We start from the raw sequence: 20605 nt of genomic DNA, 5'->3' as shown, positions 1-20605 counted from the left end.
GCCGACGACCGCCCCGCCGCCCCGGCGGGGGGCGCGCCCCCCCGGGGGGGGGGGGGGCCGCCCCCGCCCCCCCCCCCCCCCGGGGGGGGGGGGGCCCCGCGGCCCCCGCGCCTCCCGTCCGTTGCCGGTCGCGTCGCGGACGACGCGCGTCGCGTCAGGACCGGTGGTGGTCCGGGTCGACCTCGCTCGCGTCGAGACGATCGACCTCGAGGTCGTCGTCCGGATCGACGGGGCGGACGCGCTGCGCGCGTCGCCGGCGTGCGCGCGGCGGTGCGACCGGCTCCGGCTCGTCGTCGTCGGAGTCCTCCGCGTCGTCGAGCTCGTCGACGTCCACGCCGTCGAGGTCGTCGTCGTCCGACTCGCTCAGGTCGTCCTCGTCGGTGTCGAAGTCGTCATCGTCCGATTCGTCGTCGTCGGCCTCGTCGTCGTCCGGGTCGTCGTAGTCGGCGTCGTCGTCCTCGTCCGACTCGTCGTCGTCCTCGTCGGACTCGTCGTCGCCGTCCCCGTGGCCGTCCTCGCCCTCCTGCGCGGCGCGGTACTCCGCGAGTCGCTCGGACCAGGGCACCCACTCGGGCGCGACGAGCGAACCGTCGCCGGGCATGAGCTCGACCTCGAGCACGGTCGGATCGTCGTCGCCGATCTTCGCGACCGACACGGTCCACCGCCAGCCGGGGTACCCCGGCATCCGGTTGGCGAAGCGGAGCGAGACGACGTCGTCGCCCTCGTCCACGGCGTCGACGAAGGCGCCGACGGTCGAGTCCGGCGTGACCTCGAGCAGGGCGGTGCGCGCGAGGCGCTCGTACTCGTGCGTGGGCATCAGGCGTCCAACTGGTCGGCGACGTGGCGGAGGATCGCGGCGAGGCGCTCCCCGTTCTTCGGGTAACGGCCGTGGCGGAGGTCGCCGCTGATGCGGTCGAGCTCCTTCACGAGGTCCTCGACGATCACGGCCATGTCGTCGGCCGAGCGACGGGACATCTTCGACAGCGACGGCTGCGGGTCGAGGAACCGCACGCTGAGCGCCTGCGACCCCTTCTTGCCCTGGACCACGCCGTACTCGAGTCGCGAACCGGCCTTCACCGTGGTGACGCCGTCCGGCAGCGAGGAGGCGTGCAGGAACACCTGGTCGCCGTCGTCGCCGGTGATGAACCCGAACCCCTTCTGGTCGTCGTAGAACTTGACCTTGCCGGTGGGCATGCGTGGACTCCTCGTGGTCGTGGAACGGCCGTGGTGCGTCGGATATCCTGGGTCGATGGCCAAGCCGACCCGATCCACCGGGACCCCCCGCTACGCAGCGGAGTCCTCGGTGACGTTCAATCGTACCGAACGCGTCCTCGCGTTCATGGTCGGCGGCATCATCGGCCTCGGCTTGCTCTGCTTCATCGCGACGATCGTCATGTGGCTGGTCGCGCCAGATGCCCGCGCGTCGATGCCGTGGCCGGTGGTGCTCGCGATCCCGCTGTACGGCTTCCCGATCGGCATGCTGCTCCTGTTCGTGCTCCTCGGCGTCGTCTGGACACGCCGGGCCCGCGAGAACCGGACGTCTCACTGAGGACCCGGACCCGGCACCGAGCGGACGGACGATGACGACCACCGCCGACCTCGCCGCCCGGCTCCGGGCGATGCCCGACGACGCCCTCGAGCGCCTCGTCGTGGCCCGCCGGCTGCCCGCGGCCGCACTCGCAGAGAGCGGGCCGCAGCACATCGCGGACTTCTTCGACCTGGCCGAGGCGCTCCGCACGGACGACGCGGTCGACGCCGCGATCGAACACCTGCCGCGGGCGGCGCTCCTCGCCCTCCGCGACGGCGTCGCCACGGACGCGCTCGCGCCGGCGGTCGCGCTCGGCCTCGCCGACACGGACGGCGGCGTCGACGACGCGGTGTCCGCCCGCCTGACCGCCCACCCCGACCTGGCGGTCGCGGTGGACCAGCCGGGAGGCCCGGCGCCGGCCCGCCACGCCGCCCCCGTCGACGACCACACGGCCCGGGCGAGGGGCGCCGAGCACGCGTTCCGCACCATGACCGTGCTCGCCGAGCTGCTCCGGGCCGTCGACGCCGGCGAGGTGCGCGAGCTCGTGAAGGGCGGCATCGGCACCCCGCTCGCCCGGACGCTCGGCGAACGGCTGGGCACCGACCCCGAGGTCGTCCCCGAACGCCTCAGCCTGCTGCGCCGGACCGGCCTGGCGTCGCTCGAGCGCGGCACGTGGAACGTCTCGGACGATGGTGACGCGTGGCTCCTCGCGCCGTGGGCCGAGCGGTGGACCACCCTCACGGGCGCTTGGCGGGGCGCGCTCGACCCCGCCGTGCGCGAGGTGCTCGACCTCGCGGGCGCCGACTGGCACGACCTCGTCGCGACGGGGCGCTGGGCGTACCCGGCCGGTGCACGGTGGCTCGACGCCGAACTCCTCACGGTCGCGGGCACGGGGAGCGCGCTCGGCCTCGTGGTCGACGGCGCCCTCACGACCACGGGTGCCGCCCTGCTCGCCGGCGCCACGGACGCGGCCGACCGTGCCGCCGCGGACCTCCCCGACACCGTGCCGGGCGTGTACCTCCAGCACGACCTCACCGTCATCGCGCCCGGGCCGCTCGCCCCGGCGGACGACGCCGAACTCCGAGCCGTCGCGACGCTCGAGGCCCCGGGCCTCGCAGCGCGGTACCGCGTGTCGGAGGAGTCGCTCGCCCGGGCCTTCCGGTCCGGACTCGACCGCGACGCGGTGCTCGGGCGGTTCGAACGGCTCTCGGTGTCCGGCGTGCCCCAACCGCTCGCCTACCTCGTCCACCAGGTCGCCGAGCGCGACGGCAGCATCGTGGTCGACCTCGGTCCGGGCGGCGTCGGCTCGGTCGTCCGGGGCACGGCCGACCAGCTCGACCTGATCGGTGTGGACGCCGAGCTCCGGCAGGTGTCGTGGGAGCGTCCGGACCTCACCACGTTGACCACCCGCTACCCGGCGCAGGTCGTGCACGCCGCGCTGCGCGACGCGCGGTACCCGGCCGTGCTGACGACCGCAGCCCAGGCGACCGTGGAGGCCGCGCCTCCCGTCCGCCGCGCAGCGGGACGCGACCCGCAGGAGGCGGCCCGTGCACTCGTGGAGCGCCTCCGGTTGACGACCCAGCGGGCGGAGGGCGAGCCGGAGCAGGAGTGGCTCGGCCGGCAGATCGACCTCGCAGTGCGCGGACGCACGCCGATCCGGCTCACGGTGCGCATGCCGGACGGCTCGGAGCGACCGTTCTCGATCGTCCCGACCTCGGTCGCGGCCGGTCGCGTCCGCGGCAAGGACACGGCGGTGGACGTCGAGCGGACACTCCCGCTCTCCCTCGTCGTGGCTGTGGAGAGCGACGCCTGATCCACACCCCGGCCCGTGCGCAGGCGGAGCGCCTAGGCTGATCCGTCATGAACGGACCGCTGATCGTGCAGAGCGACCGCACGGTGCTGCTCGAGGTGGCACACCCCGACGCCGAGGACGCGCGCCACGAACTGGCGGTGTTCGCAGAGCTCGAACGTGCCCCGGAGCACGTGCACACCTACCGCATCACGCGGCTCGGTCTGTGGAACGCCCGTGCCGCCGGGCACGACGCCGAGGCGATGATCGACACGCTCGAGCGGTTCGCGAAGTTCCCCGTCCCGCAGAGCGTCACGGTCGACATCCGCGACACGGTGTCCCGCTACGGTCGACTCGTGATCCGGCGCGAGGACCGGCCGGACGCACCCGCGATCGCGAACGCCCCCGGCGAAGAGCTCGAGCGTCAGCCGATGCTGCTCCTCACCGCCACCGACCCGACGATCCTCGCCGAGGTCACCCGGTCGAAGCGCATCAAGCCGCTCCTGGGCGACCAGCGCTCCCCGCAGGAGATCGAACTCCAGCCGTGGGCCCGCGGTCAGGTCAAGCAGGAGCTCGTGAAGCTCGGCTGGCCGGCGGAGGACCTCGCGGGCTACACGCCGGGTCAGCCGCACGCGATCGACCTCGCGACCGCCGACTGGCACCTCCGGCCGTACCAGGAGCAGGCCGTCGACACCTTCTTCGCGCAGGGCTCCGGCGTCGTCGTGCTCCCCTGTGGTGCCGGCAAGACGCTCGTCGGTGCCGGAGCGATGGCGACCGTCAAGGCGACCACGCTCATCCTCGTCACGAACACCGTCTCTGCGCGGCAGTGGCGTGACGAGCTGCTGCGGCGGACCAGCCTGACCGAGGACGAGATCGGCGAGTACTCCGGCTCCGTGAAGGAGATCCGCCCGGTCACGATCGCGACCTACCAGATCCTCACCGCGCGGCGGAAGGGCGAGTACACGCACCTGTCGCTCCTCGACGCGCTCGACTGGGGGCTCATCGTCTACGACGAGGTCCACCTCCTGCCGGCGCCGGTGTTCAAGCTCACGGCCGACCTGCAGGCGCGTCGACGCCTCGGCCTGACCGCGACGCTCGTGCGCGAGGACGGGCGCGAGGGCGACGTGTTCTCGCTCATCGGGCCGAAGCGCTACGACGCCCCGTGGAAGGAGATCGAGGCGCAGGGCTACATCTCGCCGGCGTCCTGCTACGAGGTCCGCATCGACCTGCCGCACGGCGACCGGCTCGAGTACGCGGCGTCCGGTGACGACGAGCGGTACCGCCTCGCCGCGACGACGCCCGCGAAGACCCCGGTCGTGCGTGAGCTCATCGAGAAGCACCGGGGCGAGCAGATCCTCGTCATCGGGCAGTACATCGACCAGCTCGACGACCTCGCTGCGTCGCTGGACGCCGCCGAGATCACCGGGGCGACGCCCGTCGACGAGCGTGAGCGACTCTTCCAGGCCTTCCGCACGGGCGCGATCGACGTGCTCGTGGTGTCCAAGGTCGCGAACTTCTCGGTCGACCTGCCCGACGCGACCGTGGCGATCCAGGTCTCGGGCTCGTTCGGCTCCCGGCAGGAAGAAGCGCAGCGCCTCGGACGGCTCCTCCGTCCGAACAAGGACGGCCTGCCGGCCTCGTTCTACACCCTCGTCACGCGTGACACCGTCGACCAGGACTTCGCGCAGAACCGGCAGCGGTTCCTCGCCGAGCAGGGCTACTCGTACACCATCCTCGACGCCGACCAGGTGGCGGCCGCCGCGTAGCGGCCTCCTTGCGGGGTTCCCGAAGGGCGGCCTGGAGGCGCGGTGCCAGCCCGCACCGCGCCTCCAGGCCGTCCCGTGCTCACGCACGCACCGCTCACAGGAAAGCCACAAGGAACGGTCAGAAGATGGGCGCATGAGCGATGGCCCCAAGATCCTGATCGTCGACGACGAACCGAACATCCGCGACCTGCTGACGACCTCCCTGCGCTTCGCCGGTTTCGCCGTGCGTGCCGTGGGCAACGGCGCGCAGGCCATCTCCGCCGTGCTCGAGGAAGAGCCGGACCTCATCATCCTCGACGTCATGCTCCCCGACATGAACGGCTTCGGCGTCACCAAGCGCCTCCGGTCCTCGGGCTACACGTCGCCGATCCTGTTCCTCACCGCCAAGGACGACACCGAGGACAAGATCACCGGCCTCACCGTCGGCGGCGACGACTACGTGACCAAGCCGTTCTCGCTCGACGAGATCGTCGCCCGCATCAAGGCCATCCTCCGTCGCACGATGAACGACGAAGAGGACGCCATCATCCGTGCCGGCGAACTCACGATGGACCAGGACACCCACGAGGTCACCATCGGCGACGCGCAGATCGAGCTCTCCCCGACCGAGTTCAAGCTGCTCCGCTACCTCATGCTCAACCCGAACCGGGTGCTCTCCAAGGCGCAGATCCTCGACCACGTGTGGGAGTACGACTTCAACGGCGACGCGGGCATCGTGGAGTCGTACATCTCGTACCTCCGCCGCAAGCTCGACCAGTACTCGGCCGAGCCGGTCATCCAGACAAAGCGCGGCTTCGGCTACATGCTCAAGGCGGCGAAGGCCTCCTAGGCGCAGGTCTTCACGGCGGCCGTCCGGTTTCACCGGGCGGTCGCTGTCTATCGTTGGGGCAGCATGCACACGCGAATGAGCCGCTGGTGGGACGGGATCTCCCTGCGCACCAAGATCACCGGGATCACGGTGCTCCTGGTCGCGCTCGGCCTGCTCGTCGCCGGGCTCGGCACGATGACCGTGCTGTCGACGTACCTGCTCACCCAGCTCGACGACACCGTGAAGCAGACGACGGAGCAGCTCGAGGGCCAGAACATCAGCGACGGCAAGCAGTACTGCGAACTGTCGGTCGTGCTGTCGCAGCGTGCCTACGTCGCCGCCTACAACGCCGACGGCGACCAGATCTGCCAGACGAAGACCAGCAGCCGGCCCGACATCCGGATGCTCGACTTCGCGCAGGCCTCGCAGAGCACGCAGCGGTTCTCGCTCTACGACAGCGCACACGACCACGAGTGGCGCGCGCAGGTCATCCCCGCCGCGCTGCAGAACCGGTCCGACGGCACCACCGAGACCGGGTACGTGCTCGTCGCGGTCTCGAGCGCCGACAACGACCAGACGATCCTCCGCTTCACCGTCATCTTCCTGTTCTTCGGCATCTCGGTGATGCTGCTCGGCGCCATGCTGACCAGGCTCCTCGTGACGGCCACGTTCGACCCTCTGCGCGACGTCGAGGACACCGCTGCGCGCTTCGCCGCCGGGGACTTCAACCAGCGACTCGAGGCGGACACCCCGAACACCGAGGTCGGGCGCCTCAACCGCTCCCTCAACGCCATGCTCGAGCGCATCGACACCGCGTTCGAGGACCGGGAGCGCACGATCGACCAGATGCGCCGGTTCGTCGGTGACGCCTCCCACGAACTCCGGACGCCGCTCGTCTCGCTCCGTGGGTACGCCGAGCTGTACCGCATGGGTGCCCTCCGCAAGGAAGAGGACGTCGCCCAGGCCATGGAGCGCATCGAGAAAGAGGCCCAGCGCATGGGGCTCCTCGTGCAGGACCTGCTCCAGCTCGCCCGCATCGACGAGTCCAAGCCGCTCGAGCTCGGCCCGGTCGACCTCGTGTCGATCGCTCGCGACTCCGCGCTCGACACCATGGCGTCGAACCCCGACCGCGAGATCCAGGTGCTCGTCGAGGACAGCGTCACCGGCGAGAGCATCCCGCAGGCCGTCCGCCCGGCGATGTCCGAGACCGGCGAGGTCCCCGCGTCGCCGACGTCCGCCTCCGCCAACACGACGGGACCGATCGCGTTCTCGCGCCAGACGATCGCTCGGCTCCGTGCCCGTCGGAACCGTGCGATGAGCCTCGACGCCGCGCCGACCGACGAGACCACCCCGCTGCCCACCGTCGTGCTGCCGAAGCGCCCCCCGATCGTCCTCGCCGAGGAGAACAAGATCCGACAGGTCGTGACGAACCTGATGGGCAACGCGATGCGCTTCACGCCGTCCGACGACCCCATCGAGATCGGCATCGGCGTCGACGAGGAGCGCGGGCTCGCGAACATCGACGTCATCGACCACGGCGAGGGCATCCCGCCGCAGCTCCGCGACAAGATCTTCCAGCGGTTCTGGCGTGCGGACACCTCGCGGGCGCGCGACACCGGTGGCTCCGGGCTGGGGCTCGCGATCGTGTCGGGCATCGTGCAGGCACACCACGGGTCGGTCGAGGTGTTCGACACCGAGGGCGGCGGCGCGACCTTCCGCGTGTGGCTCCCCCTGCTCCCCCGCGACTGGGCGCCCCCGGCCCCCGAGGCCGCCCCCGCCCCCTGACCCCGCGCGCGCACCGCGCGACCCCGGTTGGTCGCACAACGTGCCGCTCAACTCCGGCCGAGCCGACAGGTTCTGCGACCGGAGCGGCTCGCCGACGGCAGGTCGTGCGACCAAACCGCCGCTCACGCGACCCGTCGAGCGTCCCGCCGAACGACAAACGCCTGCCGAAGCCGTTCGAAGAGCACAGCCGGGCGCGACGCGTCGGCGCGGGTGGCGTGGATGACGAGCCAGTCGTTCACCGCGAGACCGTTGTCCCGACGCTGGTCGTGCTCGAACGCTGCACGCTCGCGGTGGTGCGCGCCGTCGTACTCGAGCGCGATCCGGTGCTCCGGCCAGGCCATGTCGACCCGCGCGAGGAAGACATCGCGCGCGTCGGACACCTCGACCTGGAGCTGGGGCTCCGGGAAACCGGCCTCGACGACCGCAAGCCGGAGCCACGTCTCCATCGCCGAGTCCGCGCCCACCCGCACGAGGCCGAGCACCTCCCGCGCCGCTGCGTTGCCGTGACTTCCCGGGCGGATCGCCGTGACGAGGTCGTCGACCGTCAGCAGTCCACCGGGTCGGACGAAGTGGTCCGCGACCGCGACTGCCTGGTGCACCGTGAGGAGACCGACGCTCTCTCGCCAGGCCTGTGCGGGAGCGCTGACGCGGACGCCGTCGCGCACCATCGTGTCGACCGGAGCGCGATGCCGGTGTCCCGTGACACCTCGTCGCCGCATCAGTGGACCGGTACCGAAGGTCGACACGTGCACCGGCTCGCCGACCGCCCGGCGAGGGAGCGGTGCACCCCACACCGCGAGTGCGGACGTGTGGCTCACGTGCTGGTCCGGGCGCAGCACCAGACCGACAGCACGGACCAGCGGGAGCGACGGGTCGGTCGTGCGCACGCCGTGGGTCGGGCGGAGCAGGTCTCCACGACGAAGTCGGTTCGCGCCGACCCCGGCCGCGGTGGCGTCACGGACGAGGAAGCCCGCTCGGTCGAGCTCAGGCGGAAGCGAACGGGGGTGGGTCATGCCGGGAGTATCACCCCGGGGTGAGTCCGCGGGCTCCCTCGGGATGCGACCTGTGGAGAACTGGGCGAGCCGCGCCTCCCGTGCGGAACTCGGTGGTCGCGCAACGTGCCGTGCGCGGAACGCCGTGGTCTCGCGAACTGTCGCCTACCGGCGACGAAGCAGACACGTTTCGCGACCAACCGGCCGCACCTACCCGCACGCGCCACCCCCGCACCCCGCACGCCGAGCGCCGCCCCCGCGCGCGGAAGGGCCCCGCACGCGCTGCGTGCGGGGCCCTTCCGATCACCTGGACTAGAAGTCCATGCCACCCGTGGGGTCGCCGGCCGGCATGGCCGGGGCCTTCTCGGGCTTGTCGGCGACGACGGCCTCGGTCGTGAGGAACAGACCGGCGATCGACGCAGCGTTCTGCAGCGCCGAACGCGTGACCTTGGCCGGGTCGATGATGCCCGCGGCCACGAGGTCGACGTACTCACCGGTCGCGGCGTTGAGGCCGTGACCCGACTCAAGCTCGCGGACCTTCGCGGCGACGACACCGGGCTCGAGACCGGCGTTCAGCGCGATCTGCTTGAGCGGCGCGTCGATGGCGACGCGGACGATGTTCGCACCGGTCGCCTCGTCACCCTCGAGGGAGAGCGACTCGAGCGCGACGGACGCCTGGATGAGCGCGACGCCACCACCGGCGACGATGCCCTCCTCGACGGCGGCCTTCGCGTTGCGGACGGCGTCCTCGATACGGTGCTTGCGCTCCTTGAGCTCGACCTCGGTCGCGGCACCCGCCTTGATGACGGCCACGCCACCGGCGAGCTTCGCGAGGCGCTCCTGGAGCTTCTCGCGGTCGTAGTCGGAGTCGGTCGCCTCGATCTCGGAGCGGATCTGACGGACGCGGCCCGCGATCTGCTCGTCGTCGCCGGCGCCCTCGATGATCGTGGTCTCGTCCTTGGTGATGATCACCTTGCGGGCCTTGCCCAGCAGGTCGAGCGTCGCGTTCTCGAGCTTGAGGCCGACCTCTTCCGAGATGACCTGGCCACCGGTGAGGATCGCGATGTCCTGCAGCATGGCCTTGCGGCGGTCACCGAAGCCCGGGGCCTTGACGGCGACGGACTTGAAGATGCCACGGATCTTGTTCACGACGAGGGTCGCAAGGGCTTCCCCGTCGACGTCCTCGGCGATGATGAGGAGCTGCTTGCCCGCCTGGATCACCTTGTCGACGACCGGGAGCAGGTCCTTGATGTTGGAGATCTTCGAGTTGACGATGAGGATGTACGGGTCCTCGAAGACGGCTTCCTGGCGCTCCGGGTCCGTGACGAAGTACTGCGACAGGTAGCCCTTGTCGAAGCGCATGCCCTCGGTGAGCTCGAGCTCGGTGCCGAAGGTGTTCGACTCCTCGACGGTGACGACGCCTTCCTTGCCGACCTTGTCGATCGCCTCGGCGATGAGCTCGCCGATGGTGGTGTCGGCGGCCGAGATCGACGCGGTCGCGGCGATCTGGTCCTTGGTCTCGATGTCCTTCGCGTTGGCGAGGAGCTGGTCGGAGACGGCGGCGACTGCCTTCTCGATGCCGCGCTTGAGCGACACGGGGTCGGCACCGGCGGCGACGTTTCGGAGGCCCTCGCGGACGAGCGCCTGGGCGAGCACGGTCGCGGTGGTCGTACCGTCACCGGCGACGTCGTCGGTCTTCTTCGCGACCTCCTTGACGAGCTCGGCGCCGATCTTCTCGTACGGGTCGTCGAGCTCGATCTCCTTGGCGATGGAGACACCGTCGTTCGTGATCGTGGGGGCGCCCCACTTCTTCTCGAGGACGACGTTGCGGCCGCGCGGGCCGAGCGTCACCTTCACGGCGTCGGCCAGGGTGTTCAGGCCGCGCTCGAGGCCACGACGGGCCTCCTCGTCGAAAGCAATGATCTTAGCCATGTGAGTTTCTCGTCCCTCCCGGACGTCGTCATGGGGGTCGTGCTGGCACTCAACGTGAGCGAGTGCCAACGCCGATTCTGGCACTCGCCGGGTGCGAGTGCAACACAGCTGGGAGGCACGGGCCGACTTCCCAGGTCGGGTCCGCTGCGAGCGCACCGGCACGAGCACCAGCGACCCACTGCGGGCGCCCCCGCGGACACGACGAACGCGCCGCCCCCGAGGGGACGGCGCGTTCCGGTGTGGTTCGGTGAATCAGGCGGGGCGGACCGCCTCGGCCTGCGGACCCTTCGCGCCGGTGCCGACGTCGAACGTGACCGCCTGCCCCTCCTCGAGGACCTTGTAGCCCGACATGTCGATGGCCGAGTAGTGCACGAACACGTCCTGGCCACCCCCATCGACGGTGATGAAGCCGAAGCCCTTCTCGGCGTTGAACCACTTGACCGTTCCGTTGGCCATGATTGTTGCTCCCTGCGGTGGTGCTGCTGCGATCGACGGCGCCGTCGGTGCGACACCTGGCAGTGACTCTTGCGCACGGAGGTCGATCCGACAAGAGGTGTGACGTCGTTTCACGTCCATTCCGTGCAATCGCAACGCGCCGGAAACACGTTCGTCACGAAAACGCACGGAAGGCGCTCGGGAATGCGCCTCAACCGGTGTAGTCGGACCCCAGGACGACGCTGACGTCGGCGTTCGGGAAGGCCGTCGACTGCTGCACGGCGGTGGTGCCGAGCGACTTCGCGATCCCCTGCGCGACCGCAGCCGACTCGGCCGAGCGGTAGTACACGATCGTCTGCGTGGTCCCGGTCGTGCCGGCGTCGCCCGTCGAGGTGATCTTCCACCCAGCCCCGGTCAGCGCCGTGCTGGCACGGCCTGCGAGCCCGGTCGTCGTGGTGCCGTTCAGCACGACGACGCTCGTGGTGCCCTGCTGCGCCGGGGTCGCGGCGGACGCACCCGCTCCGGAGCCCGACGACGCGGACGGCGTCGAGGACGGAGACGGCTTCGCGGTCGCGGACGCCGAGGCCGAGGGGGTCGGGGACGAGGCGCCACCGCCGGAGTCGTTGCCGTCCGAGAGTCCGGTGGTCGCCAGCCCGAGCCCGAGGACGCCGAGGCCGACGAGGACACCGGTGGCGAGGGCTGCCCACGCGAACACGATCCAGCCGCGGCCCCGACGCTGGGGGCCGCGGTGCGCACCGACGCGCGGGCCGTCGGTGGCGTCGTCGAACCGGTCTCGGGGGAATCTCTCGGTCATCGGTCCTCTTCACGGGGTTCTGGTGCGGCTCCGGGGAGCGCGAAGGTGCGCCCCGCTCGCGCCGTGACGCGGGCGTGCCGGAGTCGTTGCAGTCGGGTGACGAGCTGCGGGTCGTACGCGAGCGCCGCCGGGGAGTCGATCACGCGATCGAGCACCTGGTAGTACCGAGCCGGCGACATGTCGAATTCGACGCGGATCTCCGCCTCCTTCGTGCGGTCGTGCCGCGCCCGGTCGTGCTCGAAGGCGAGCACGTGCAGGTCGAGCTCACTGAGCGCGTCTGCGGGGGTGGTGGTCACGACGGTCCGATCACGAGGTGGTGGCGCGAGGCGGGTGGTACGGGTCTCGCACATCGTAGGGGTGCCGCGTCGCCGGACCCTGGCACGCCGCTGGACTGTCGCGAAGCCGGTCACAGGTCCCGGAGCCACCGCATCCGGGTCCCGAACGGGTCGCACACCGCGACCGCGACCCCGTCGAGCGAGACGGTCGCGAACGCGTCCGGGTCGTCCCGGTCGACGTCGGCGGGCAGGGTCGCCGCGACACCGTCGAGGATGCCGGTCCGCTCGAGGGCGATCCAGTGCGCGCCGCGCTCCGCGAGACGGTCGACGACCCGCTGCCGGTCCGCACCCGGCACGTACACGAGCGTCCCCGTCGTCAGGACCACCGGCTCGCAGCCGTCCGGCAGGTGGTCGAGTGCGCGGTCGAGGTCACCGGGCAGGGTCCCCCGCAGTCGGACGGGAGGCACGGCGATTGCCGCGGACGCCGCCGCACGCATCAGGGCGGTCCGGTCCGTCGCCTCGGGCGGAACGGCCTCGACGAGACGGTCGAACGCGCCCGGCTCGGCCAGGTCGATCGGGTTCGGGTCGAGGGCCACGCGGGCGGCGACGGCGGTCGGGCGCGCTGCCGGAGCGGGTACGGCACCGCGGGCCTCGGCGACGAGGTGGAGCACGGGACCGTCGGGGGTCGCGGTGTGCATCCGGACACGCTGCGACCCGTGCTCGACCAGGGTGAGGTCGAGCGTGACGCGGTCCGGGATCGAGCAGAGCCCCGCCGCGGCTCCGGCGTCGACCAGGCCGAGCGGCTGCGACGACCGCGCGGCGAGCGCCGCGAACAGCGGGACGACCGGCGCGGCCCGGCGCGGGTCGTTGGCCTGCACCGTGGCGGACGGGAGGCGCGCTGCCAGGGCGAGCCGTGCCTCCCGGCCGAGTGCGCGGAGCGCGTCGGGGTCCCGCGGGTCCGCACCCAGCCGCCGGGCGACCGCGAAGACCAGCTCGGGCTGCCGGCGCTGCTCCGGGACCGAGTCGAGGAGCGCGACGAGCTCGTCGTCGAGCGACCGTGCCCACGCGGCGTAGGACGGGGAGACCCCTTCGATGCGGTCGGCGTAGGCGCGGTAGCGGTCCCGCGTCGTCACGGGCGGTGCATCCCGACGTGGGCGATGCCGGCCTCCACGTACGGCTCCCCGAAGCGGACGAAGCCGTGCCGTTCGTAGAGCCCGGCGACGTACTCCTGCGCGTGCAGGACGAACGGCTCGTGCCCGTGCTCCGCGAGGACCGCCGCGACCAGCCGCCCCGCGATGCCCCGCCCGCGGTGTCGGGGGTCGGTGGCGACCCGGCCGATCACCCACTCCGGCGGGGTGGCGCCGGCCGGGTGGGCCTCGTCCGGAGCGGGTCGGACGAGGCGCAGGTACCCGACGGCTCCGGCGTCCGTTCCGAACCACCAGTGCTCGGTGTCCGCATGGCGGTCGCGGCCGTCGAAGTCCTCGGCGGTGACCCGCTGCTCGAGGGCGAAGACGCGGTTCCGGAGCACCACGATGCCGTACAGTTCGTCCGTCGTCAGACGGTCCCAGCGGGCGCGGTGCACGGAATGTTCGGACATCGGCGCGAGTTTACTGAAGGTGGCCGTCCAGCAGCGGCCGAGAGCAGGAGGAAGCAATGGCATACAACGTCGACAAGTCCGACGCCCAGTGGCGCGAGGAGCTCTCCCCGGACCAGTACGCCGTCCTGCGCCAGGCCGGTACCGAGCGCCCGTGGACGGGTGAGCTCCTGGACGAGGAGCGTGCCGGCGTCTACACGTGTGCGGCGTGCGGCGCGGAGCTGTTCAAGAGCGGCACGAAGTTCGACTCCGGATGTGGCTGGCCGTCGTTCTACGAGTCGGTCCGTCCGGACGCCGTGCAGCTCATCGAGGACAACTCCCTCGGCATGCAGCGCACCGAGGTCCGTTGCGCGAACTGCGGCGGCCACCTGGGGCACGTGTTCCCGGACGGCTTCGGCACCCCGACGGGTGACCGCTACTGCATGAACTCGATCTCGCTGAACTTCTCGGCGTCCGAGTGAGCGCGGACGCGTCCCGGTAGAGTGGGCGCGTCAGCCGGCATGGCGCAATTGGTAGCGCACCGTACTTGTAATACGGGGGTTGCGGGTTCGAGTCCCGCTGCCGGCCCGGATCCCCAGGGGAAGACGGAGGCCCGGGCGACTTGATCGCCCGGGCCTCCGGCGTACGTGGAACACGGATCAGGGGGTGTTCCTCATCGCTCGACGCGGTAACCAGCCGGTCGTGGGAAGAGGATGACACCGCATCGGAACCGAAGTCCACACGTCCGGGCCGATTGCGCGGCTTTCCGCATGGACGTCGCAGCGCGCGGTCAGCGGCCTCCCGTGATGTTGCGGTTCCGCTGCGCCACACCTGCGGTTCCGTACGGGTAGTCGTCGATGCGGGGAGCGCTCGCCTCCGTGAGTGACCGCAGCTCGGCCTCGTCGAGCACGAGGTCGGCGGCGCCGAGGTTGTCCTCGAGCTGCGACACCGTGCGAGCACCGAGGATGACGCTCGTCACGGCGGGCTGCGCGAGGAGCCAGGCGAGCGCGACCTGGGACTTCGATGCCCCGTGCGCGTCGGCGACGGCGGACACCGCGTCGAGCACCGCCCAGGTCCGCTCGTCGCCGTTGCGGGCCTCCCACGCCTCCATGCCGCGCTGCGGGTTCTCGCCGAGACGGGTGGCGCCGGTGGGGGCTTCGTCGCGCTGGTACTTCCCGGAGAGCCAACCGCCGGCGAGGGGCGACCAGGGCAGCAGACCGATGCCGGCGTCGAGGCAGGCCGGGACGACCTCGTGCTCGATGTCGCGGACGAGGAGGTTGTACTGCGGCTGCAGCGTGACCGGCGGCGCCCAGCCGTGGCCCTTCGCCTCGTAGACCGCCTTGGTGATCTGGTACCCGAGGTAGTTCGAGAACCCGTAGGAGACGATCTTGCCGGCGGAGACGGCGTCGTCGAGGAAGCGCAGGGTCTCCTCGATCGGGGTGAGGGCGTCCCAGGCGTGCATCTGGTACAGGTCGATCGTCTCGACGCCGAGCCGCTCGAGCGAGGCGTCGAGCGCGCGGGAGAGGTGGCGACGGGAGAGCCCGACGTCGTTCGGCCCGTCGCCCTGGGGGAAGCGGCCCTTGGTGGCGAGGACGACCTGCTGCGCCTCGGTGGGGTGGGACTTGAGCCAGCGGCCGATGATCCGCTCGGACTCGTTGCCGGAGTACACGTCGGCGGTGTCGACGAGCGTGCCGCCGGCCGCGACGAACGTGTCGAGCATCTGGTGGGAGGTGGGTTCGTCGGCTTCGCTGCCGAACGTCATGGTGCCGAGGGTCAGCGTCGACACCGATGTCCCGCTGTGGCCGAGGAGTCTGTAGTCCATGGCCGGGACGGTACGCCGGGGCCCCTCCGGCAGCGAGGACCTGCGAGTACCTGTCAGCGCCCCACGGACAGGGCGGTGTCCGTCAGGCGGACAGGGCGGTGTCCGTCAGGAACGCGATCGTCGCCTGGCGGGAGTCGCGCGACGTCGGGGCGCCGAACCGTGTCACTGCGTGGTCCCGCCCCGGAGGAACGCGATCGCCGCCTGGCGGAACGCGCGGGAAGTGGGCGCGTTGAAGTGGTTCCGCCCCGGGATCTCGAAGAACCCGGCGTCCGGTGCCGCCGCGGCGAGCCGCACCGCGCTGTCCTTGATGCCGTCCTCGCTCCCCGCCGCCATGAGGAGCGGCTGTGCCGGCGCGTTCTCCGGCGTCGGCTCGATGCTGTCCCGCATCCCCTCGACCATCGCGACGAGCGCCCGGAGGTCGTTGCCCTCGACGTTCCCGGCCATCGTGAGGTACCCGTTCGTCACCCGGTCCTCGATGGGCGTGCCGTCCGCGAGGTACGCCTTCGCCTGGTCCACGGCGACGCGTCGCATCGGGTCGGCGTCCGGGATCCCGCCGAGGACGGCCCGCGACACCCGGTCAGGCAGCTGCTCGGCGGTGTGCCAGCCGACACGCGCGCCGAGCGAGTAGCCGAGGTACGCGACGTCGTCGAGCAGGTAGGTGTCGATCACGCTGACGACGTCCGCGACGAGGAGCTCCATCGAGTACGCGGACGGGTCGTGCGGCTTCGCGGAGGCGCCGTGCCCGCGCTGGTCGAGCGCGACGACGCGGTACCCGGCGCGGAGCAGGTCGCGCGTCCACCCGGAGGCGTGCCAGTTGAGCAGTGCGCCGGAGGCGAAGCCGTGCACCGCGACGACGACGGGTGCGTCCGGGTCGCCGAAGTCGTAGGTCGCGATCGGGAGGCCGTCCGGGGACATCACGGCGCGGGGACGGGGCGCTTCGGGGACGAGTGACATGGCGACCCCAGGCTAGCGGGGCACTGTGGTCGCCATGGACGGGTACGGAGCGGATCAGATCCGGGCGGCGGAGCGGCCGCACCTCGACGCGGGTGAACCGCTGATGCACCGTGCGGCGGAGGGGCTCGCGCGGATCGTGTCGGACCTCCTCGACGACCCGGCCGTCCGGCCGGGTGACGGGCCGGGGTCCGTCCTGCTGCTGGTGGGCAGCGGCGACAACGGCGGTGACGCCCTGTTCGCGGGTGCGCGGCTGGCGACGGCCGGGAGGCACGTGTCGGTGCTGCGCGTCGGCTCACGTGTCCACGAGGCGGGCCTGGCAGCGGCGCTGGAGGCCGGGGCGCGCCTCGCCCCACCGGCACGGCCGGACCGCCGCTGGCGCGTCGCTCCGGAACCGGCGGCGGGGGCCCCGGACGGTCCGGCCGCACCAGCGACGGGCGGGACCGACGCGGGTGCGGCCGACATCCTGCGTGCCGCGGTACCCGACGAGGGCGACCGCCTGGCGGCCGTCGCCGCGGAGGCGGCGTCGGACGCGGACCTCGTGCTCGACGGCGTCCTCGGCATCGGGGCGAGCGGCCCCCTGCGCTCCCCCGCCCGCGAGGTCGTCGACGCGCTGCGGGAGCTCGCCCGCGACCAGCGGGCTCCGTTCGTCGTCGCCGTCGACGTGCCGAGCGGGATCGACGTCGACACGGGCGGGGTCGCAGACGACCACGTGCTGCACGCCGATGTCACGGTGACGTTCGGCGGGGTGAAGGCGGGGCTCCTGGTCGGGCCGGCTGCGACGCTCGCCGGGCGCATCGAACTCGTGGACGTCGGGATCGGCGCGGACCTCGCAGCCGTGGAGCCGCTGGTCCGCACCTGATCCCCGGGCTCGGTACCGCCGATCTCAGTGGTGCCGGTAGAGCTCCGGCTCGGGCAGGCCGTGGTCGGCGCGGATGCTGCGCGCGATGCCCTCGATCGCGACGAGCGCGTCGACGACCATCTCCGCCGTGACCGGGAACGGCATGTTGTGGATGGTCTCGCCGGCCTCGGTCGCGGCCTCGGCGACCGCGCGGAGCTCGTCGGTGTCGTCGACCGTGAGGCCGATCTCGGTGAGGGTGTTCGGCAGCCCGACCTTCGTGGTGAACACGACGAAGTCCTCGATCTCCTGCGCGGGGGCACCCTCGAGGACGAGCTGCGCCACGGTGCCGACGTTGACCTTCTGCCCGTGCGCGAGTCCGTGGGTCTGGGGGGCCGCGGTCAGGCCGTTGTGGATCGCGTGCGCCGCGGCGAGTCCGCCCGACTCGAAGCCGAGGCCGGAGAGGAGCGTGTTCGCCTCGACGACCTTCTCGAGCGCGGGTGTGACGACCTGGGCACGGACGGCCTCGATGGCCTGCAGGGCGTTGTCGTGCAGGAGCTGCCAGGAGAGCTCGGCGAGGGCGACGCCGGTCTCGGTCTGGAGCCCGCCCGCCATCGTGTCCGCGTTCGCACGTTTCGCCGCGCGGGCCTCGACCCAGGTCGCGAGCGCGTCGCCGATGCCGGCGACGAGGAACTGCACCGGCGCGTGCGCGACGAGGTTCGTGTCGATGAGCACGAGGTCTGGGTTGTGCGGGAAGAAGCGGTACTCGATGAACTCGCCCTCCTCCGAGTAGATGACGGCGAGGGCCGAGGTGGGGGCGTCGGTGCTCGCCGCGGTCGGGACGCTGGCCCAGCGGATCTCGGTGAGGTGACCGGCGGCCTTGGCGGCGTCGATCGCACTCCCGCCGCCCACACCGACGACGACGTCGATGTCGTGCTCGCGGATGGCCTCGACGAGGGCGTCGACCGCCGACGGCGTGGCGAAGCGGCCGAACCCGACCCGCTCGACGGGCAGCCCCGCGGCGTCGAACGCGGTGCGCACGGCGTCCTCGACGATCCCCCACACGACGTCGTCGGCGACGATGAGCGGGCGCTTGCCGATCGGCTCCACGAACTCGCCGATCCGGGTGATGGCGTCCTTGCCCTGCACGTAGCGCGCGGGGCTCATGACGGTGCTGACGGGAGTGGCCATGGTGCTGCGTCCTTCCTCGGTGCGACGCCCGCGATCTGTGCGACACGTGTCGACTGCGGGGCGCTGCCGACGTTACGCGGCCTGCCTCCGCGCGCTGTGACGTGGAGCACGCCCGGTCCGTACATTCGGGGCATGACGTTCAACGACGACTCGCAGCTCTCCGGCGGGAAGGTGAAGCGCCGCGGGCGCACGGCGGCGGTCGGCGGCGGTGCCGTGGGCGTCGGCGCGATCGTGGTGTTCCTCATCGCGCAGTTCACGGGGTTCGACCTGACCGGCGTCCTCGGCGGCGGCGACGGCCTCACCACGATCCAGCAAGGCGGGGACACCGTCGACGCGGCACCGGAGTGCCGGACCGGACGCGACGCGAACGCCTCGGTCGACTGCCGGATGGAGGGTGCTGCCGAGTCGCTCGACGCCTACTGGTCCGCCGAGGCACCGCGGCTCGGCATCTCGTACACGACGCCGACGTTCTACCTCTTCCAGGACTCGACGGACACGGGCTGCGGGACGGCGTCGTCGGCGACGGGGCCGTTCTACTGTCCGCCGGACCGGGCGCTCTACGTCGACACGTCCTTCTACGACGAGCTGCAGTCGCGGTACGGCTCGTCCGGGGGTCCGCTCGCGCAGATGTACGTCGTCGCGCACGAGTGGGGCCACCACGTCCAGCAGCTGCAGGGCACGTTCGCCGACACCGACCGCTCGGGCATGGGTGCCTCGTCGGGCAGTGTCCGCGTCGAGCTGCAGGCTGACTGCTACGCCGGCGCGTGGGTCGGCGACGCCGCGACGACGAAGGACGCCGACGGGCGGACGTTCTTCGAGCCGATCACCCGCGCGCAGATCGACGACGCGCTGTCTGCCGCGAGCGCGGTCGGCGACGACAGCATCCAGCGACGCTCCACGGGTTCGGTCGACCCGGACTCGTTCACCCACGGGTCGAGCGAACAGCGGCAGCGCTGGTTCCTCCGCGGCTACCAGCAGGGCGCGACGTCCTGCGACACGTTCAGCGTGCCGGGCAGCGCCCTGTAGCGGACCGGTGTCAGCCGGCGGACGGCGTGGCCGACGGGGTCCGGGTGGGCGTGGCCGAGGGAGTCGTCGTCGGGGTGGGCGTCGGCGTCGAGTCGGTCGAGCCGGCCGCACTCAGCACGAACGTGCGGAAGTCGTCGTTCGTGATCGGTGCGGTGAGCTCGTACTGCTGCCCGTTGACGAGGACGAGCGGCGTCCCCGGGAACGACGTGAGGTCACTGCCCGGGATCTTGCCGTCGGTGACGTCGTTCGTGCGCTCGGTCACCCACCGCGCGTAGGTCTGGTCCTCGATGCAGTCCGCGATCGCGCGCTGGCCGCGCATCCCGTCGACGCTCCGGACGACGCTGACGAGGTCGGCGTCGCTGAGTCCCGCGGTGCCCTCCTGCGGCTGCTCGGCGAACAGGGCCTTGTTGAAGGCGAAGAACTGGTCGGGCGAGCGGTCCGCGACGCACGCGGCGGCGTTCGCGGCACGGAGCGAGTACTTCGTGCCCTGTGAGCGGTTCGCGAGGATCGCGACGGGGTGGATGTCGACCGTCGCCGCTCCGGACTCGACGAGGCCCTCGATGTAGTCGCCGTTGGCCTTCTCGAACTGGCCGCACGTCGGGCAGAGGTAGTCGATGTAGGTCGTGATGTGCACGGTGCCCGCGCCGTCCGAGGCCGAGGCCGACGGGGTCGAACCGGCCGTCTGCGCTTCGAGGCCCTCGCCGATCGTGATGCCGCCCTGCGACATGTTCGACGGGCCGGGGCCGGCGGGCTGTGCGGACTGGACGAGCACGAGGGTCACGACCGTCGCCGCGGCGAGGAGCACGACGCCGATGCCGATCTGGATGCCGAGCCGGGCACCGCGCTGGCGACGCTTCTGCTGGGTCCGGTGCTTCTGCGCGCGCTGCCGGGCGGCTTCTCGACGCTCGTTCCGCTCGGCGCGACCGGCAGCTGCCCGCTCGGCACGGGCGTCACCCTCGGGGCGGTTGGTCATCGGTGTGTCGTCCTCCTGATCGGGTGTCCGCGCGCACCGTGCCCCCACTCGGCGGACGGACCCGGCGAGTGTAGTGGGCCGCTCTGGGAACCACCCAACCAGCCGAG

General features: G+C 71.8%; 21 protein-coding genes and 1 tRNA gene. 9 read left to right on the top strand and 13 right to left on the bottom strand.

Annotated elements, in window-relative coordinates; all coding sequences use genetic code 11:
- Positions 1-154 precede the first annotated feature (154 nt).
- Together ACIPYW_RS08145 and ACIPYW_RS08140 are read right to left on the bottom strand one after the other, a co-directional pair.
- Entirely contained in the window at positions 155-817 is a 663-nt protein-coding gene (locus ACIPYW_RS08145) for a DUF3027 domain-containing protein (RefSeq protein WP_400412469.1), read from the bottom strand.
- The gene (locus tag ACIPYW_RS08140; protein ID WP_290133739.1) at positions 817-1194 is read right to left on the bottom strand and encodes a cold-shock protein; all 378 of its coding nucleotides are present in this window, start codon (positions 1192-1194) and stop codon (positions 817-819) included. Before ACIPYW_RS08140 ends, ACIPYW_RS08145 begins: the two co-directional genes overlap by 1 nt.
- Positions 1195-1249: 55 nt before the next feature.
- On the opposite strand from ACIPYW_RS08140, the gene ACIPYW_RS08135 reads away from it, so the two are divergent.
- The 5 genes from ACIPYW_RS08135 (at position 1250) to ACIPYW_RS08115 (ending at position 7676) form a co-directional block, all read left to right on the top strand.
- On the top strand, positions 1250-1549 hold the full coding sequence (locus ACIPYW_RS08135; protein ID WP_400412468.1) for a hypothetical protein: 300 nt from the start codon (positions 1250-1252) through the stop codon (positions 1547-1549).
- 31 nt (positions 1550-1580) lie between these two features.
- Positions 1581-3341: a helicase-associated domain-containing protein gene (locus ACIPYW_RS08130; protein WP_400412466.1), complete on the top strand. Its 1761-nt coding sequence runs from the start codon at positions 1581-1583 to the stop codon at positions 3339-3341.
- Between the two features lie 47 nt (positions 3342-3388).
- The gene (locus ACIPYW_RS08125) at positions 3389-5083 is read left to right on the top strand and encodes a DNA repair helicase XPB (protein WP_400412465.1); all 1695 of its coding nucleotides are present in this window, start codon (positions 3389-3391) and stop codon (positions 5081-5083) included.
- 133 nt (positions 5084-5216) lie between these two features.
- On the top strand, positions 5217-5912 hold the full coding sequence (locus ACIPYW_RS08120) for a response regulator transcription factor (RefSeq protein WP_022903465.1): 696 nt from the start codon (positions 5217-5219) through the stop codon (positions 5910-5912).
- Between the two features lie 63 nt (positions 5913-5975).
- Complete coding sequence (locus tag ACIPYW_RS08115) at positions 5976-7676, top strand: sensor histidine kinase (RefSeq protein ID WP_400412462.1); 1701 nt, start codon at positions 5976-5978, stop codon at positions 7674-7676.
- Between the two features lie 122 nt (positions 7677-7798).
- Here ACIPYW_RS08115 and ACIPYW_RS08110 read toward each other — a convergent pair whose 3' ends face one another.
- From ACIPYW_RS08110 to ACIPYW_RS08080, 7 genes are all read right to left on the bottom strand, one after another.
- Positions 7799-8689, bottom strand: a complete 891-nt coding sequence (locus ACIPYW_RS08110; protein WP_400412461.1) for a hypothetical protein — start codon at positions 8687-8689, stop codon at positions 7799-7801.
- A gap of 291 nt (positions 8690-8980) precedes the next feature.
- Positions 8981-10600, bottom strand: a complete 1620-nt coding sequence (groL, locus tag ACIPYW_RS08105; protein ID WP_290133733.1) for a chaperonin GroEL — start codon at positions 10598-10600, stop codon at positions 8981-8983.
- A 252-nt stretch (positions 10601-10852) separates the two neighbouring features.
- Positions 10853-11056 (bottom strand): cold-shock protein, encoded by a 204-nt coding sequence (locus ACIPYW_RS08100; protein WP_058726184.1) that lies wholly within the window; start codon positions 11054-11056, stop codon positions 10853-10855.
- Positions 11057-11246: 190 nt separating this feature from the next.
- Positions 11247-11849 carry a LytR C-terminal domain-containing protein gene (locus ACIPYW_RS08095; RefSeq protein ID WP_290133732.1) on the bottom strand — a complete coding sequence of 201 codons (603 nt, stop codon included), beginning with the start codon at positions 11847-11849 and terminating at the stop codon, positions 11247-11249.
- A complete protein-coding gene (locus ACIPYW_RS08090) occupies positions 11846-12145 on the bottom strand; it encodes a DUF3263 domain-containing protein (protein ID WP_400412458.1) in 300 nt (99 codons plus the stop codon). The genes ACIPYW_RS08095 and ACIPYW_RS08090 overlap by 4 nt, the downstream gene beginning before the upstream one ends.
- Before the next feature lie 110 nt (positions 12146-12255).
- On the bottom strand, positions 12256-13257 hold the full coding sequence (locus tag ACIPYW_RS08085; RefSeq protein ID WP_400412456.1) for a DUF2332 family protein: 1002 nt from the start codon (positions 13255-13257) through the stop codon (positions 12256-12258).
- Positions 13254-13721: a GNAT family N-acetyltransferase gene (locus tag ACIPYW_RS08080; RefSeq protein WP_400412454.1), complete on the bottom strand. Its 468-nt coding sequence runs from the start codon at positions 13719-13721 to the stop codon at positions 13254-13256. Before ACIPYW_RS08080 ends, ACIPYW_RS08085 begins: the two co-directional genes overlap by 4 nt.
- Positions 13722-13777: 56 nt before the next feature.
- On the opposite strand from ACIPYW_RS08080, the gene msrB reads away from it, so the two are divergent.
- Together msrB and ACIPYW_RS08070 are read left to right on the top strand one after the other, a co-directional pair.
- Positions 13778-14179 carry a peptide-methionine (R)-S-oxide reductase MsrB gene (gene msrB / locus ACIPYW_RS08075; protein ID WP_290133728.1) on the top strand — a complete coding sequence of 134 codons (402 nt, stop codon included), beginning with the start codon at positions 13778-13780 and terminating at the stop codon, positions 14177-14179.
- Between the two features lie 33 nt (positions 14180-14212).
- Positions 14213-14285: transfer RNA gene (locus tag ACIPYW_RS08070), tRNA-Thr, on the top strand.
- 202 nt (positions 14286-14487) lie between these two features.
- On the opposite strand, the gene ACIPYW_RS08065 is transcribed toward ACIPYW_RS08070, so the two are convergent.
- Positions 14488-15519, bottom strand: coding sequence for an aldo/keto reductase (locus ACIPYW_RS08065; protein WP_400412452.1), 1032 nt, complete (start codon positions 15517-15519; stop codon positions 14488-14490).
- 162 nt (positions 15520-15681) lie between these two features.
- Positions 15682-16473 carry an alpha/beta fold hydrolase gene (locus ACIPYW_RS08060; RefSeq protein ID WP_400412451.1) on the bottom strand — a complete coding sequence of 264 codons (792 nt, stop codon included), beginning with the start codon at positions 16471-16473 and terminating at the stop codon, positions 15682-15684.
- A gap of 34 nt (positions 16474-16507) precedes the next feature.
- Between ACIPYW_RS08060 and ACIPYW_RS08055 the strand changes: the two genes are divergently transcribed.
- Positions 16508-17332: an NAD(P)H-hydrate epimerase gene (locus tag ACIPYW_RS08055; protein ID WP_400412449.1), complete on the top strand. Its 825-nt coding sequence runs from the start codon at positions 16508-16510 to the stop codon at positions 17330-17332.
- Between the two features lie 24 nt (positions 17333-17356).
- Here the strand turns inward: ACIPYW_RS08055 and ACIPYW_RS08050 are convergent, their stop codons facing one another.
- A complete protein-coding gene (locus ACIPYW_RS08050) occupies positions 17357-18499 on the bottom strand; it encodes a glycerol dehydrogenase (RefSeq protein WP_400412447.1) in 1143 nt (380 codons plus the stop codon).
- 132 nt (positions 18500-18631) lie between these two features.
- Here ACIPYW_RS08050 and ACIPYW_RS08045 point away from each other — a divergent pair, with 132 nt between their 5' ends.
- Entirely contained in the window at positions 18632-19525 is an 894-nt protein-coding gene (locus tag ACIPYW_RS08045) for a neutral zinc metallopeptidase (protein ID WP_400412445.1), read from the top strand.
- Positions 19526-19535: 10 nt separating this feature from the next.
- Here ACIPYW_RS08045 and ACIPYW_RS08040 read toward each other — a convergent pair whose 3' ends face one another.
- A complete protein-coding gene (locus ACIPYW_RS08040) occupies positions 19536-20498 on the bottom strand; it encodes a thioredoxin domain-containing protein (RefSeq protein ID WP_290133722.1) in 963 nt (320 codons plus the stop codon).
- Positions 20499-20605: the final 107 nt, after the last annotated feature.

The sequence above is a fragment of the Curtobacterium sp. NPDC089689 genome, assembly GCF_044749145.1.
GTDB lineage: Bacteria > Actinomycetota > Actinomycetes > Actinomycetales > Microbacteriaceae > Curtobacterium.
The sequence above is the reverse complement of the archived record's forward strand: the minus strand, read 5'-3'. Positions and strand labels throughout refer to the sequence as shown.